14 protein-coding genes are annotated in these 15,561 nt (G+C 39.7%); 10 read left to right on the top strand and 4 right to left on the bottom strand.

Annotation, left to right across the window (positions count from 1 at the left end; genetic code table 11):
• Positions 1-233: 233 nt before the first annotated feature.
• Positions 234-959 (bottom strand): sulfite exporter TauE/SafE family protein, encoded by a 726-nt coding sequence (locus tag IQ19_RS14385; RefSeq protein WP_144543077.1) that lies wholly within the window; start codon positions 957-959, stop codon positions 234-236.
• 112 nt (positions 960-1,071) lie between these two features.
• Between IQ19_RS14385 and IQ19_RS14380 the strand changes: the two genes are divergently transcribed.
• From IQ19_RS14380 to IQ19_RS14370, 3 genes are all read left to right on the top strand, one after another.
• Positions 1,072-1,956, top strand: coding sequence for a LysR family transcriptional regulator (locus tag IQ19_RS14380; RefSeq protein ID WP_144543076.1), 885 nt, complete (start codon positions 1,072-1,074; stop codon positions 1,954-1,956).
• 173 nt (positions 1,957-2,129) lie between these two features.
• On the top strand, positions 2,130-2,840 hold the full coding sequence (gene dapD / locus IQ19_RS14375; protein WP_144543075.1) for a 2,3,4,5-tetrahydropyridine-2,6-dicarboxylate N-acetyltransferase: 711 nt from the start codon (positions 2,130-2,132) through the stop codon (positions 2,838-2,840).
• A 71-nt stretch (positions 2,841-2,911) separates the two neighbouring features.
• On the top strand, positions 2,912-4,036 hold the full coding sequence (locus tag IQ19_RS14370) for an N-acetyldiaminopimelate deacetylase (RefSeq protein WP_144543074.1): 1,125 nt from the start codon (positions 2,912-2,914) through the stop codon (positions 4,034-4,036).
• 302 nt (positions 4,037-4,338) lie between these two features.
• Here IQ19_RS14370 and IQ19_RS14365 read toward each other — a convergent pair whose 3' ends face one another.
• Positions 4,339-5,199: a mechanosensitive ion channel family protein gene (locus IQ19_RS14365; protein WP_144543073.1), complete on the bottom strand. Its 861-nt coding sequence runs from the start codon at positions 5,197-5,199 to the stop codon at positions 4,339-4,341.
• A gap of 373 nt (positions 5,200-5,572) precedes the next feature.
• Here IQ19_RS14365 and IQ19_RS14360 point away from each other — a divergent pair, with 373 nt between their 5' ends.
• The 5 genes from IQ19_RS14360 to IQ19_RS14340 all read left to right on the top strand — a co-directional run bounded on the left by IQ19_RS14360 (position 5,573) and on the right by IQ19_RS14340 (position 11,607).
• Positions 5,573-6,115 (top strand): peroxiredoxin, encoded by a 543-nt coding sequence (locus tag IQ19_RS14360; RefSeq protein ID WP_110067322.1) that lies wholly within the window; start codon positions 5,573-5,575, stop codon positions 6,113-6,115.
• Between the two features lie 106 nt (positions 6,116-6,221).
• Positions 6,222-6,680: a TlpA family protein disulfide reductase gene (locus tag IQ19_RS14355; RefSeq protein ID WP_144543072.1), complete on the top strand. Its 459-nt coding sequence runs from the start codon at positions 6,222-6,224 to the stop codon at positions 6,678-6,680.
• Positions 6,681-6,930: 250 nt separating this feature from the next.
• Positions 6,931-8,685 (top strand): ABC transporter ATP-binding protein, encoded by a 1,755-nt coding sequence (locus tag IQ19_RS14350; RefSeq protein ID WP_144543071.1) that lies wholly within the window; start codon positions 6,931-6,933, stop codon positions 8,683-8,685.
• An 11-nt stretch (positions 8,686-8,696) separates the two neighbouring features.
• A complete protein-coding gene (locus tag IQ19_RS14345) occupies positions 8,697-10,514 on the top strand; it encodes an ABC transporter ATP-binding protein (RefSeq protein ID WP_144543070.1) in 1,818 nt (605 codons plus the stop codon).
• A gap of 433 nt (positions 10,515-10,947) precedes the next feature.
• Positions 10,948-11,607 carry a potassium channel family protein gene (locus IQ19_RS14340; RefSeq protein WP_026584904.1) on the top strand — a complete coding sequence of 220 codons (660 nt, stop codon included), beginning with the start codon at positions 10,948-10,950 and terminating at the stop codon, positions 11,605-11,607.
• Between the two features lie 66 nt (positions 11,608-11,673).
• On the opposite strand, the gene rnjA is transcribed toward IQ19_RS14340, so the two are convergent.
• Positions 11,674-13,341 (bottom strand): ribonuclease J1, encoded by a 1,668-nt coding sequence (gene rnjA / locus IQ19_RS14335; protein ID WP_144543069.1) that lies wholly within the window; start codon positions 13,339-13,341, stop codon positions 11,674-11,676.
• A gap of 3 nt (positions 13,342-13,344) precedes the next feature.
• Positions 13,345-13,557 (bottom strand): DNA-dependent RNA polymerase subunit epsilon, encoded by a 213-nt coding sequence (locus IQ19_RS14330; protein WP_110067316.1) that lies wholly within the window; start codon positions 13,555-13,557, stop codon positions 13,345-13,347.
• Between the two features lie 694 nt (positions 13,558-14,251).
• Here IQ19_RS14330 and IQ19_RS14325 point away from each other — a divergent pair.
• Both IQ19_RS14325 and IQ19_RS14320 read left to right on the top strand, forming a co-directional pair.
• Entirely contained in the window at positions 14,252-14,743 is a 492-nt protein-coding gene (locus tag IQ19_RS14325; RefSeq protein ID WP_242021010.1) for a DMT family transporter, read from the top strand.
• Between the two features lie 37 nt (positions 14,744-14,780).
• Positions 14,781-15,551 (top strand): Cof-type HAD-IIB family hydrolase, encoded by a 771-nt coding sequence (locus tag IQ19_RS14320; protein ID WP_144543068.1) that lies wholly within the window; start codon positions 14,781-14,783, stop codon positions 15,549-15,551.
• The last annotated feature ends 10 nt before the right edge of the window (positions 15,552-15,561 follow it).

Raw genomic sequence — 15,561 nt, 5'->3', positions numbered from 1 at the left:
ATATATATAAAGGCTTTGTTAAAGCCCATTGTTGATTTTGGCACACTGTTGATTGAAGCGGAGGGCGCGAGACTCCAGCGGGAGGAGTGTGTCAAAGGGAGACCCCGCAAGCGCTTGCTCTGAGGAGGCTCCCTGACCACCCGCGCTTCGCTGAGTGCCTGGAGCGGAAATCAACAGGCAAGTCTAATAGAGCCTAAATAAAAAACTCTGCAGCGAAATGCAGAGCTTTTTTGTTAGAAGATTTTTATTAAAAGCTGGATGATTAAAAGGACTGTAATGGTATGCAGCAGCATTTTGAGTATTCTAATAGAGATTTTGTTTGCCAATCTGACTGCTGTTTGGGCCCCAATGATGGATCCGGTGGCAAGGAATATGGCAATACTGATATTGAAATTGCCGGCAGCTACATATGAAAAAATGGAACCTGAACAGCTGACAAAGGTTTGGAAACGGGTAAAGGCCATTGCTTTTAAGTAAGAAAAGCCCCTGTTTAAGTACAAAAACATCAGCAATGTCCCTTGCCCAGGGCCGAACATGCCGTCATAGACGCCGATGCCATACAGATAAGGGTAGGTATCTTTTGTATTTTCAGCCCCTTCCTTTTCGGATGGTTTTTTTATAATTGTAAGAATGAGAGCAAAACAAAGCAATATCACAGCAATGATTGTCATCGTTTTTTCAGAAATCGTATTTGCCAGCAACCCTCCTGTAATTCCTCCACCTAATGCAAAGGGAGCAGTCTTGGCTGCAGATGCAAAAGTGATCTTTTTTTCCTTAAGGAGCACAAGGAAGCTAGAAAATGAGCTGAAAATATTAGAGAACTTAGCTGAAGCTATGGCTGTATGGATTGGAACACCCAGCATTAGCAATGAGGGCATGCCAATCAATCCTCCGCTGCCTGCCAATGTGCCAATAAATGTTGCAATAAACCCAATAAAGGTAAAAATAAAAAGATCCATTTTTTTCCTCCACCTCCTGTTCCTGATTTCATTTTATTCGGATTCTCTTGATAATGAAATTTAAATAAAATTAAGATATACTATAAGAAAAAGTTATGAAGGGGAGATGGGAATGTCTTCACTTACAGAATTTCACCTTCTATCAGTGTTGGCTCAGGAAATGAATATGAGAAAAGCAGCTGAAAGATTATTTGTATCCCAGCCAGCCCTTTCCCAACGACTTGTGAACATTGAGAAAGAATGGGGAAGCAGGCTTTTCATCCGCTCGCAGAAAGGGTTGTCCCTGACCCCGGCCGGTGAACTTGTCATTCAATTTGTCAATGAAGTCCTTGCCAAGGAAGAAAAAGTGAGGGAATCGATCACAGCCCTTAACTCGGAAGTTCACGGAACATTGAAAATAGCAGTTGCTTCAATCGTAGGCCAGAATTGGCTGCCGCAGGTACTTAAGAAATTCGTCAGCCGCTATCCGCAAGCGAAAATTTCTCTGATAACCGGCTGGAGCAGTGAAATCTTAAAATCTCTTTATGATGACCAGGTCCATATAGGAATTATCCGCGGCACGCCTGACTGGAAAGGTATTAAGATCCCTCTTTTCAAGGATAGCCTTTACCTTGTAGATACAGAGATTACAAGGCCTGAACAGGTTCTTGAAACTGACCGTCCCTTTATTCAGTTTAAGAGTGATTCAAACTACTACCAGGAAATCCAGGACTGGTGGTTAAGGCAGTTTAAAACATCACCGAAACGGACAATTGTGGTCGATCAAATTGAGACATGCAAACAGATGACTTTTAATGGAATTGGCTATGCGATACTTCCGGCTATTACCTTGAATGGCGCAGAAAAAAATATTTTTAAGATTCCCTTGCTGGATGAAAATAACATGCCCATCAAGCGCGATACTTGGCTGCTAGGCTATGAATCTTCATTCCAGCTGAAACAGGTGCAGGCATTTGCTGAATTAATCAAAGAGCATATTGAAGAGGAAAGGAAATAATTGGCTGGTTCTCCTTATCTATTTCGAACTGTGTGCCAGAATTAGCAGAAAAGGTCGGGTATACTAGTTAATTAATTAACACGAAAATTCCATGTTATTTTTCTTGTTTTCAATGCTTTTGTTTGTTAAAGTAATTCTAGTTGTAAAGTTATACATAGAGGAGGACTTTTAATATGAAAATGATGGATGCAAACGAGATTATATCTTTTATCCAAAATAGCACAAAATCAACACCTGTAAAGGTTTATGTAAAAGGAGATTTAGAAGGGGTCGACTTCGGGCCTTCTGCTAAAACTTTTCTAAACGGAAATACTGGGGTTGTATTTGGCGAATGGGCTGAGATAAGCCAGGCTATTGAATCCAGCCAGGAAAAGATTGAAGATTATGTTATCGAAAATGACCGCAGAAATTCTGCGATTCCTTTGCTTGATATGAAAAATATTAAAGCGCGCATTGAGCCTGGTGCGATTATCCGCGACCAGGTTGAAATTGGCGATAATGCGGTGATTATGATGGGTGCATCCATTAATATTGGATCTGTAGTTGGCGAAGGCACAATGATCGATATGAACGTTGTCCTTGGAGGAAGAGCTACTGTCGGCAAAAACTGCCACATTGGTGCAGGAACAGTATTGGCAGGCGTAATCGAGCCTCCTTCAGCAAAACCGGTTGTTGTTGAAGACGATGTTGTCATCGGTGCTAACGCTGTTGTCCTTGAGGGAGTAACAGTGGGTAAAGGAGCTGTTGTAGCTGCAGGTGCAATTGTTATTGACGATGTACCTCCTTACACAGTTGTTGCAGGGACACCGGCACGCGTTATCAAAGAAATCGATGAGAAAACAAAGTCCAAAACAGAAATCAAGCAGGAACTTCGTCAACTATAATTGCCATAAAGCAAAAAGCGTGGATCTCCTATCCGCGCTTTTTCTTAAATAGATAGAAGGGGGAATCTGGCATGGGTGCGACAAATCCTTTTACAGAGATACGCCGCGAACTTCATAAAATACCTGAATTGGGGTTTCAGGAATTTAAAACACAGCAATTTTTATTAAACTACTTATATTCTCTCCCGCAAGAAAATATGGAAATAAAGACATGGAAAACAGGTATTTTTGTGAAAATCAGCGGCAAGAACCCTTCCAGAATGATTGGGTACCGCGCTGATATTGATGGGCTGCCGATTGTTGAAGAAACGGGCTTGTCTTTCAAATCGGAGCATAGTGAACAGATGCATGCCTGCGGCCATGATTTCCATATGACGATTGCTTTGGGGCTGATCACTAGATTTGCAGAGGACCGGATTAACGATGACTTGCTTTTTATTTTTCAGCCGGCGGAAGAAGGGCCAGGCGGAGCTGAACCAATGCTGAAATCGGATGTTATGCAGGAATGGAAGCCTGACATGATTATCGCTCTGCATATTGCTCCCGAGTATCCTGTAGGAACCATCGCCTTAAAAGAGGGCTTGCTGTTCGCCAACACATCCGAACTTTTTATTCATTTAAAAGGAAAAGGCGGCCATGCAGCATATCCGCATAAAACAAATGATATGGTTGTTGCAGCCTGTGCATTGGTCAGCCAGCTCCAATCAATTGTTTCGAGAAATGTGGACCCGCTTGACAGTGCAGTCATTACAATTGGAAAAATTACGGGCGGCACTGTACAAAATATAATCGCTGAAACAGCAAGGCTTGAAGGAACCATCCGGACATTGTCACCTGAATCTATGGAAAAAGTAAAAAGCAGGGTACAGGCTATTGTAAAGGGCATTGAAGTTGGGTATGAGTGTGAAACTGCCATTGACTTTGGAAGCATGTATCACCAGGTATACAATGAGGAAAACTTAACCAGGGAATTCATGGATTTTACCCGCGCAAACACAGAAATGAATGTTGTTGAATGCCGGGAAGCCATGACAGGAGAAGATTTCGGCTATATGCTCGAAGATATTCCAGGATTCATGTTTTGGCTTGGCGTCGATTCGGAATATGGGCTTCACCATGCCAAGTTAAATCCGAAAGAACAGGCAATAGAAAAGGCCATTGAGTTTATTGCCTCTTATTTAAAATATAAAGGTTAATTGATAAGGGATGCCTGCTGCAGGCATCCTTTTTTTGGCAGGGGAAAAGTATCAAATTGTGAACTTAGCGAATAAAAAGGAGAACCTAGCGAATAAACCTGAAAAGTTAGCTAACAAATCCGACATTTTAGCAAAGAAAAGTCAAAATTAGCGAATAAAAGCATTAAACTCACGATTAAACTTTGCTGAATCAATAGGGTGCTAAAACCAACAATGAGCTTTAACATAGCCAATATAAAAAAGCTGATTCTACGGATCCTTTTTCAAAAGACTCCGCGGAATCAGCATTATTTTTCTAAAAGTTACCCGTTTTCACGTTCCGTACCTGCGTGCTTCTGTATAAGAACTTGATGAGGGAATGGTATCTCAATTCCATGTGCATCCAAGGCTTCTTTAAGCGCTTTTCTTAGCTCCCGCTCAACAGCCCATTGCTCCATGTTTTCCGTTTTGGCAATGACCCTTAATACGACATCGGAAGTACCTAGTGTTTGTACGCCAATTACATTCGGGCCTTCTACAATTGCCTGGTTTTCTGCAGCAATTTTGTCACATACCCCCTGAAGGACGGCGATTGCTTCGTCAATATTGTCATCATAGGATATTCCTATATCAACGAGTGCCCGCATATTACCGCGCGAGTGATTGCTCAGACTTGTAATTTCACGGTTTGGAATGAAGTGCAATGTACCGTCAAAGCCGCGGATTTGTGTTGTTTTTAACCCAATTTGTTCAACAATCCCCGAGTAGCTTCCAGTGGTAATATAATCTCCGACATCAACCTGCCTCTCAAGGAGTATAAAAAAGCCTGTAACCACATCGCTTACCAGCCCTTGAGCCCCAAAGCCGATAGCCAGCCCAACAACTCCTGCGCCGGCAAGAATTGCAGTTGCTTCAATTCCAAATATCTGAAGGACAGTTACAATAAAAATAAAAATAAGTACATAAGAGAAAATGTTTTTGGCCAGACTTTCCAGAGTTTTGGATCTGCCCGGTGAAACCTTTTCTTTGTTTTTAATTCCTTCAAAACTTTTATGTATGATTTTGTTCCCTGCAGCTTTTACGATTAGAAATGCAATATAGATGGCTGCAAGCTTCAATAAAATAATTCCCGCTTCAATCAGGATGGCTTCCCAATTTATTTGCGAGAAATTTAATTTCTCCATTCCTACACTCCCTTTTAGTCTGATTAAAGTCATCATTTTAACGCAATGCTGCTTCATATGCAACAGGACTTTGGATTCTAACACGGTCATAAAAAAGCATTTCATTTTATTATTCCTGGCAGTTTTGGTAAACTTAAATGGAAAATATACCAATTGGACAAGCCGAATGATTGTTTAATTTTTAATTAAAAAGGGCAAAACATGTAATGGGCTTTTATTTACTTAAATTGTAATTTGTGTTTAATTAAATTAATTACAATTTAATATTGACTCAAAAAGTTAAAGTCGCTATAATAATAGTTGTGAATGAAAGGTACAAATGAGAATATACATAAGAAATTCTCATTTAATAAACATAATGGAGGGATTATACATGCCAGAACGTATGGTAGGTAAACAAGCACCGCGTTTCGAAATGGACGCTGTAATGGCTAACAAGGAATTTGGTAAAGTAAGTCTTGAAGAAAACATGAAAAACGATAAGTGGACAGTACTTTTCTTCTACCCAATGGACTTCACTTTCGTATGTCCTACAGAAATCACTGCTATGTCTGATCGTTATGATGAGTTCGAAGATCTTGATGCAGAAGTAATTGGTGTATCCACTGATACAATCCACACTCACTTGGCATGGATCAACACAGACCGTAAAGACAATGGTCTTGGCGATTTAAAATATCCATTAGCAGCAGATACAAACCATGTTGTATCCCGCGACTATGGTGTTTTAATTGAAGAAGAAGGTGTAGCTCTTCGCGGACTATACATCATCAACCCTGAAGGCGAATTAATGTACTCTGTTGTTAACCACAACAACATTGGCCGTGACGTAGATGAAACTTTGCGTGTGCTTCAGGCTCTTCAAACTGGCGGACTTTGCCCAGCTAACTGGAAGCCAGGCCAAAAAACTCTATAATATAGAATTCTATAACTTAAATAGGAAAGGCCTAACGATTGTTAGGTCTTTTCTTGCACTAAAAGCTTTAATTTTAAAACGTAATCATCAATAAGGAGGTATTTCGATGAAACTTCGTGAACCAATGCCGGAGCTGTCTGGCGCAACAGAATGGCTTAATGGAGAAGTGACAAAGGAACAGGTAATTGGTGAAAAGCCAACACTTATCCATTTCTGGTCAGTGAGCTGCCATTTGTGCAAAGAGGCGATGCCGCAAGTAAATGAGTTCCGTGATCAATATAAAGACCAATTGAATGTAGTGGCTGTGCACATGCCTCGCTCCGAGAATGACTTAGATCTTGATGTTATTAAGAAAACAGCTTCAGAGCATGATATTTCACAGCCTATTTTTGTGGACAGCGAGCATAAGCTGACTGAAGCTTTTGAAAATCAATATGTTCCGGCTTATTATGTTTTTGATAAGGACGGCAATCTTCGTCACTTCCAGGCTGGTGGAAGCGGCATGAAAATGCTCGAAAAGCGTGTAAATCGTGTTTTGGATGAAATGAAGAAAAACGAACAGTAAACCCAAGTGATCAGGCAAATGCCTGGTCTTTTTTTTGCCCGAAACACATTAAGGGGAAATTAAGCCTTTCTACCGATTTTTGAAGCAATTTTAATATACGGATGGGTTTGGGATAAACTTAACTACAGGATGCTTTAAAAAAAGTGGAAAATTCACACAAAAAAGGGTAGATAAATACTTCGAAACCCGATATATTTAATAATACGTTCTGATTTTTCTAAATTTTCCAGGACTTGAGGGAGGAATGCAGATGGAAACATTTAAAAAATTAAAGCAATATTATTGGCCCTTTAAAAATTATTTTATGTGGTCAATTCTATTTCTGTTTATAGTAACAGCTATCACAGCTGTTTATCCCATGATTCTGCAAGTTACAATTGACGAGGTTGTAATGGGAGGGAAATATGAATGGATTCCTTATTTGGCTTTAGGGTTTATTGCCATCATGGCTGTAAAAGGTGCTGCAACGTATATCCATCAATATACAGGTGATTTATTTGGTATTACATCTGTTTACAAGCTTAGGAATGCACTTTATGAAAAGCTGCAGTTTTTACCGTTTAGATATTATGATAACGCAAAAACAGGAGATTTAATGTCACGTTTAACTGCAGATGTAGAAGGTTTTCGATTTTTTCTTTCATTCGGTTTTTCAGAACTAATCCGTTTCTTTTTATTAATCTTAATCAGCATATCAGTCATGTTCTACTATTCTATTTCATTGACTATAGTAACTCTCATAACGCTGCCCTTTCTGGCAGTCGTCACATTCAAGTTTGATAAGGCTGTTCACCCGGCGTTCCGGAGTATACGCAAATCGTTCGGACGCCTGAACACCAAAGTCCAGGAAAACATTAGCGGCATCAATACAGTGAAATCACTATCAAGAGAAGATTACGAGATCAATAAATTTAATAATTCCAATCGCGACTATAAAGACAAATATCTGTTTACTTCGGATATTTGGGCTAAGTACTTTCCGTTAATGGAGTTTTTGGGTAATTTAAGCGTCGTTTTGTTGCTGGCTTACGGCGGTTATCTAGTAATGAATGGCAGTTTAAAGCCAGGGGAGCTTGTCGCCTTTTATAGCCTTGTTTGGTACATCATGTGGCCAATTATGAACCTTGGTTTTATTGTGAACCTTTTTTCACAATCAAAGGCATCAGGGGAACGGCTGCTAGAAATATTGGAAGCTGATAATGAAATTGAAAGCAAAGAATCTTCTGTCGCGGTTGAACGCCTGCAAGGGGAGGTTGAATTTCGCGATGTTACCCTGAAATACACAGAGGAAGATAAAGGTGCGTTAAGCAAAATAACATTCCATGCACAGCCAGGGAAGATCATTGGTTTAATCGGTTCAACGGGGTCAGGGAAAACGAGTCTTACCCAGCTTATGACAAGATTTTACGAGCCTGTTGAAGGTGAAGTGCTTATTGACGGTGTTAATGTAAAGGATTACTCTCTTAAGTCTCTTAGAAGAAATATTGGCTTTGTACTCCAGGAATCATTTTTATTTTCTTCCTCTATAAAAGCGAATATAGCTTTCGGGAAACCTGATGCATCGATGGATGAGATTATTGAGGCAGCCAAACGTGCACAGGCTCATGATTTTATCATGGAGCTTCCAGAAAAGTACGATACTGTTCTTGGGGAAAGGGGAATGGGCCTTTCAGGAGGCCAGAAACAGAGAATTGCTATTGCGCGGGCCATTTGCGCTGACCCAAGCATTTTAATTCTGGATGATGCTACAAGTGCAGTAGATATGGAAACTGAATTCAGGATACAGAAGGCGTTGAAAGAAGTTATGGCAAACCGAACAACCTTTATTATTGCCCACAGAATTTCTTCTCTTAAACATGCTGATGAAATTATGGTTTTGGAAAATGGGGCAGTAGCAGAAAGAGGTCCGCATGAAATGCTGCTTAAGAATAACGGCCCTTATCAGAGAATTTACGATATTCAATATCAGGACCGTGAAAAGGTTCTCCAATCACACGCAGGCTAGGAGGTGTCCATTTGAAAAAAGAGAAAAATGAAAAAGTATTAAACAGATTTCAATATTCAACAGAAGAAGTAATTGAGAAACCGTTCAACTGGAAGCAAATGCTGCGACTTTTTAGCTATATGAAACCATACCGAAAGGACTTGCTGCCCCTTTCTATCATTATGGTATTGATCAATACTGGTGTAAGGCTGGTAATTCCTATTTTAATAGGTGTTTATACGCTCGATAAGGCCTTAATTGAAAAGGATGGCCAGCTTCTGGCATTTCTAGTTGCGTGGATAGCTGGACTTTACACAATATCATATTTAGCGAACTATTTCCGGATCAAATGGATGAATATGCTTGGCCAAAGTGTTATCTATGACATTCGAAAGCACCTCTTTACGCATGTCCAGACGCTTTCACACCGTTTCTTTGACCAGCGTTCGGCAGGGTCCATATTGGTAAGGATAATGAATGACATTAACTCTTTGCAGGAGCTATTCACTAATGGTGTAATCAACCTGCTAATGGACCTAATCATGCTTGCTGGTATCTTTATTATCTTATTTACTTTAAGTCCGGAACTGACACTGGCCATTATGGTCATATTGCCGATCATGTTTTTTATTTCTACCTCTTTACGGCGAAATATCAGAAGATCCTGGCAAACGGTTCGGTTAAAACAATCCAAGCTGAATTCCCATTTAAATGAAAGCATTCAGGGAATCAGAATTACTCAATCATTTACACAGGAAAAAGAAAATATGGCGTTTTTTGATGGTGTGAATACAGAGAATTTTGAAAGCTGGCGGACAGCCTCACAGAAAAACGCTATGTTCAGGCCGCTTGTTGAATTGACCAATGCATTAGGCACTGGTGTTTTAATTTGGTATGGTTCGCATTTAATCCAGACTGACGCTATTACCATCGGTGTTTTTGTTTCTTTTGCATTCTACCTGGGCATGTTCTGGGAGCCGATTTCCCGGCTTGGGATGGTATATAATCAGCTTCTCATGGGGATGGCTTCTTCAGAAAGGATTTTCGAATTTCTTGATGAAAAACCAATTGTTTCAGAAAAAACGAACGCAATTGATCTTCATGAAATAAAGGGTCATATTGAGTTTGAGGATGTCGTATTTTCCTATAATGAGAAAAGAACTGCTTTAAACGGAGTTTGCCTTGAAATGAAAGCCGGGCAGACTGTAGCACTTGTTGGGCATACAGGCTCCGGAAAAACAACGATTGCCAATTTAATCAGCCGTTTCTATGACCCAACTGGCGGGGCTGTGAAGATCGACGGCCATAATTTGCGGGATGTATCGCTATCCAGCTTGCGACATCAAATTAGTGTAGTTCTGCAGGATACGTTTATTTTTTCAGGAACGATCTTTGATAACATCCGTTTTGGAAGACCTGATGCTACGGATGACGAAGTAATAGAAGCTGCCAAAGCTGTAGGCGCAAATGGGTTTATAGAAAAACTGCCAAATGGGTATAAGACCGAAGTAGAGGAACGAGGAAATATCCTTTCTGTAGGGGAGAGACAGCTTCTATCCTTTGCCCGCGCCTTGCTAGCAGACCCGCGCATTCTCATCCTCGATGAGGCAACTGCAAGCATAGACACTGAGACTGAAATGAAAATCCAGGTGGCATTAAAGACACTCTTAAAAGGCAGAACGGCCATAATTATTGCACACAGACTTTCAACCATTCGCGAATCTGACCAAATTTTTGTTTTGGATCATGGAAATATTCTTGAACAAGGAAATCATGATCAGCTAATGGATATGAAAGGTGAATATTATCATTTAGTAAAAGCCCAATTTAATATGCTGGAAGCAATCTAAAACCTTCTTTTGGGAGGTTTTTTTTATTTAGTTTCTTTCATTGCTTCTTTTTATTGTTAACCTTCTCTTCTTTAAATTATTTCCTCATTTTCAATAGTATAAATTCATAAATTTTCTTTTGTAAAATGGTAAACTTAATACGTTTTGTATATATTTCCCTACTTGCCCAAACGACTGTAACTTCCTTTCCATAAAATATTTGCATAATAGAATGATACTGTTCCAAGAGCATACAAGCCAAAAGAGCCAGAAATCTATGGACAAATAGAATTAAACAGGAATTTGAGAGTGGTCTTTGTAATGAGTATGAGTTATTCTTTACTTACGAATTGTGCTAAAATAGCAGCATAGTTAATACTTGTGGATGAATTTTATAATGAATATTTTGAATTAATTCTCAAAATTACTCTGTTTATAAGTTGGAGGAATAAATGTGAAAAAGGAATTTGCTGTTATCGGCCTTGGCCGGTTTGGGGGCAGTATTTGCCGTGCGCTTGCTGAAGAGGGTATGGAAGTAATGGCGATTGACTTAAATGAAGATCGTGTAAACGAATTTGCCAGAATCGCTTCACATGCAGTCGTTGGCGACACCACTGATGAATCGGTGATTAAAAGCCTGGGGATTAGGAATTTTGACCATGTTATTGTTGCTATTGGAGACAATATCCAGGCCTCCATCCTGACGACTTTAATTTTAAAAGAACTCGGAGTCAATAAGATAACCGTTAAAGCCCAAAATGATTATCATGAAAAAGTATTAAGGAAAATAGGAGCGGACCATGTTGTCCATCCTGAAAGAGATATGGGCAAAAGGATCGCCCATAGTATCGTCTCAAATAACGTTCTTGATTATCTTGAGCTTTCCGATGAGCATAGCATCGTTGAAATTGTTGCGAATGAAAAGCTTGCAGGACATAGCATTATTGATCTCGATATTCGTGCCAAATATGGAATTAATATTGTAGCAATTAAAAGAAAAAATGAAATCATTGTATCTCCTCAGGCAAATGAAAAAATCCAATATGATGATATCCTGATTGTTATAGGAGCGGATGTCGATATCAACCGCTTTGAAAAGAAAGTAATGTCTTAAGCCAAAGATGAAGAATCCAAATATAAAAAGGCTGTATCTCTCAAATGAGCGATACAGCTTTTTTTCTTAAACCTCCATAATGATTGGCAATATCATTGGACGGCGTTTGGTTTTTTCATAAAGGAATGGAGCAAGTGTATCAGTGATCTCGTTTTTGATTTCAGACCATTGTGTTGTTCTGCGTTCCATTACCTTGCTTAAGTGCTTTGTAATAAGAGCTTGGGCATCATTGATTAAGTCTCCTGATTCTCTCATGTAGACAAATCCGCGGGAAATCAAGTCAGGTCCTGCAGCAATTTTAAAGTCTTTCATATTAATGCTTACTACTACGACAACCAAACCTTCTTCAGATAGAATTCGGCGGTCTCTAAGGACGATATTTCCAATATCCCCAATTCCGCTTCCATCTATATAAACAGAACCTGAAGGGATTTTACCGGCAACCTGTGCAGCATCGTCGCTGAGTGCCAGTACTTCACCGTTATCCATGATGAAACAGTTTTCTTCATCCACACCGCAGTCAACGGCCAATTTAGCATGCATTTTTTGCATTCTGTATTCACCATGTATCGGCATGAAGAACTTTGGCTTGATTAAACGAAGCATAAGCTTTTGTTCTTCCTGGCCGCCATGTCCTGAGGTATGGATATCGCTTAATTTTCCGTAAATAACCTCTGCGCCTGCACGGGATAGCCTGTCAATTGTACGGCTGACACTGATTGTGTTTCCTGGAATTGGTGAAGAAGAAAATACAACGGTATCTCCAGGAATAATTTGAATCTGGCGGTGGGTTCCGTTAGCGATTCTTGACAATGCCGCCATCGGTTCACCCTGGCTGCCTGTACATAGGATTGTCACCTGGTTGGCAGGCATGCGATTGATTTGGTGAGCGTCAATAAAAGTATCTTTTGGGGCTTGAATATATCCAAGTTCCTGGCCGATATTGATCGCTGCTTCCATACTTCTTCCAAAGACAGCAATTTTTCTGCCGTTTGTTACGGCCGCTTCTGTCACCTGCTGCAGACGGTGGATATTGGATGCGAATGTCGCAAAAATAATCCTGCCCTCCACTTTTCGGAAGATGTCGTGAATGCTGTCGCCTACACGGCGCTCAGACATGGTAAATTCAGGGATTTCACTATTTGTACTATCTGAAAGCAGGCAAAGGACGCCTTCCTTTCCGATTTCAGCCATTTTAGTTAAGTTTGCAGGTTCACCAACAGGAGTGAAATCAAACTTAAAATCTCCTGTGTGGACAACTTGTCCAGGAGGTGTTTTAACAACAATCCCATATGAGTCCGGAATACTATGAGTTGTGCGGAAGAAAGTAACAGAAGTCTTTCTGAATTTTATAATGTCATCTTCCTTTATTTCATGCAGGGTAGTCTGCCTTAGCAAGCCATGTTCCTCAAGTTTGTTTCTAAGAAGGCCAAGAGCAAGTTTTCCGCCGTAAACAGGGATGTTCACTTCTCTTAATAGATAAGGAATTCCCCCAATATGGTCTTCATGCCCATGTGTAATAAATAATCCTTTTATTTTATCTTCGTTTTTTACTAAATAGGTATAGTCAGGAATAACATAATCAATTCCGAGCAGCTCATCTTCAGGGAATTTTATCCCCGCATCTATTAGGATTATTTCATCCTGAAACTGTACTCCATACGTATTTTTGCCGATTTCTCCCAGGCCGCCTAATGCAAAAACGGCCGTTTGATCATTTTTAACAAATTTCATAAATTATCCAATCTCCAATACTTTAAAGTCTTCACTTTGTTTTTCATATTCCAAGAATTCGCCTTCCACGGCTGTTACAAACTCAATATTATATGGACGATCAGCCAGCTTTGTGCGGACATCTCTTTCAGAATTTCCTTCAACAAATATCGTTTTTGTTTTTTCTCTAACCGGTACTTCTGTTTTGGAATCCTGATAATATACCTTAAAAATCATTTCAATCTCTCCTTAATCCGATATAGCTTTTTCTATTATATAAAATAATAACATGTATTACATGTTTTTTCTTGTTTAGGTTTATTCCGCTTCAGCTGGTAGCAGGTGGAGCGTTGTGAAAACTATGTAAAAAAGTGTACTGATAACCAATTTACAATAAGGAAGGAGCCCTTCGCAAGTTTGAAGGGCTCAAAATTGTCAGGCGATAGACTTTTTTCGAAGCATGTCGTTCCACTGTTTTAAGAGCTTCTTTCTTAGCTTCTTCAACATAGTGGATCATCTCCTTACTTTCTATTTTAAACGATCCTTGTCCAAAGTAAAGGAAACAAGGGCGTTTTAAACAGATTTAGTTTTTATAGTGGTCTCTTTTTAGTTATATTATATGATGAAATATGAAAATCTCTCGTGGGGAAAATTGGAAAATCTTTAACGATTTTAGAATTTAGTGACTGAACACAGGAAGCAAATTGACAATTTTCCTTTATGGGTTTAATGTTTTATTACTATAAATCAAGAAAAGATCAAGCGCCTTGATCACCCCGGACAAGCACAAGACGAACGTCTCCGGAAGGTGCTGCTGCTAGACAGTTTTCAAAGTTATAATGTTTTATTTTCAACAGAAAGTTGTGGAGCGGATGGGGAAGCTTTATGGAGCTTTAATGGTCTTGAGTCTGATTTGGGGAACATTTTAATCTTGTCTGATATCCATACCGCGGATTTATTATCAGGAAATACATATGGTGTGCTTTTGATGTCGGGTGCTGCTTTCTGCTACGGAGCAGGTACTCACCTAACAAAAAAACACCTTTCTGGTGTGTCTACCCTGCAAATTTCCCTGTTTACCCTCTTTGCAGCAACGATCATTAGTTTTTTTGCTATGCAGGTGTTATCACCCACACCAATAAACAAATTTATGGAGGCAGAGATATTTCTTCCGCTAATTGGTTTGGGAGCTTTCGGTTCTGGCCTTGCCTATCTGCTGTATTATTATTTAGTAAAAGAGGGCAGCCCTGAATTTGCCTCATTGGTAACCTACATTGTACCTGGATCTGCAATCATCTGGGGAGCTATCCTCCTTCAGGAAAAAATTCACTTGTCAATGCTTATCGGGCTTCTTATTATTTTTGCCGGAGTATATATAACACAAAAAAAAGAGAGTTCAGCAGGCAGAAATGCTGCCGCATGAAGCAGCATGATTATGCACGAAAGGAAGTTAGTATAATATGAAAAAAATTGTTTTCTTCGATATAGACGGAACCTTATTGGATTCTGATAAAAAGCTCCCTGACAGTACAAAGGAAGCTATAGACCAATTGAAAAAGAAAGGAACATTTGTGGCTATCGCGACTGGAAGGGCCCCTTTTATGTTCGAAAGCCTTAGGGATGAGCTTGATATAGATTCATTTGTCAGCTTTAACGGACAATATGTCGTTTTTGAGAATGAAGCTATTTACCGTAACCCTTTGAGGACATCTGAAATTGAAAAGCTTTATAAACATGCGCAGGATAACGGGCATCCGCTCGTATTTATGAATGAGAAAACGATGAAATCATCAGTCCGGCATCATGAATTTATAGAAAAGAGCATGGGAAGCCTTAAGTTTCCTCATCCTGAAGAAGATAAGAATTTCTTTAAGGATAGGGAATTATATCAGTCATTGCTTTTTTGTGAGGAAAAAGACGAGAAAATGTATTTTTCGGAATATCCGGATTTCGGCTTTATCAGATGGCACCCTTACTCGGTAGACGTTTTGCCTGCGGGTGGATCTAAAGCTGAAGGAATTAAAAAAATGATTGAACGGATGGGCTTTGAATTGAAGGATGTATACGCTTTTGGAGATGGCTTAAATGATATTGAGATGCTGAATGCGGTGGGTACCGGGATAGCTATGGGCAATGCAGCAGATATAGTAAAAGAGGCAGCAGACCGTGTTACATCTTCGGTCGATGAAGAAGGCATATGGAATGGACTAAAAGAGCTTCAATTAATTTAGCATTCCGATA

This window comes from Cytobacillus oceanisediminis (genome assembly GCF_007830235.1).
GTDB lineage: Bacteria > Bacillota > Bacilli > Bacillales > Cytobacillaceae > Cytobacillus > Cytobacillus oceanisediminis.
This window is presented reverse-complemented; position numbering and strand designations above follow the sequence as displayed.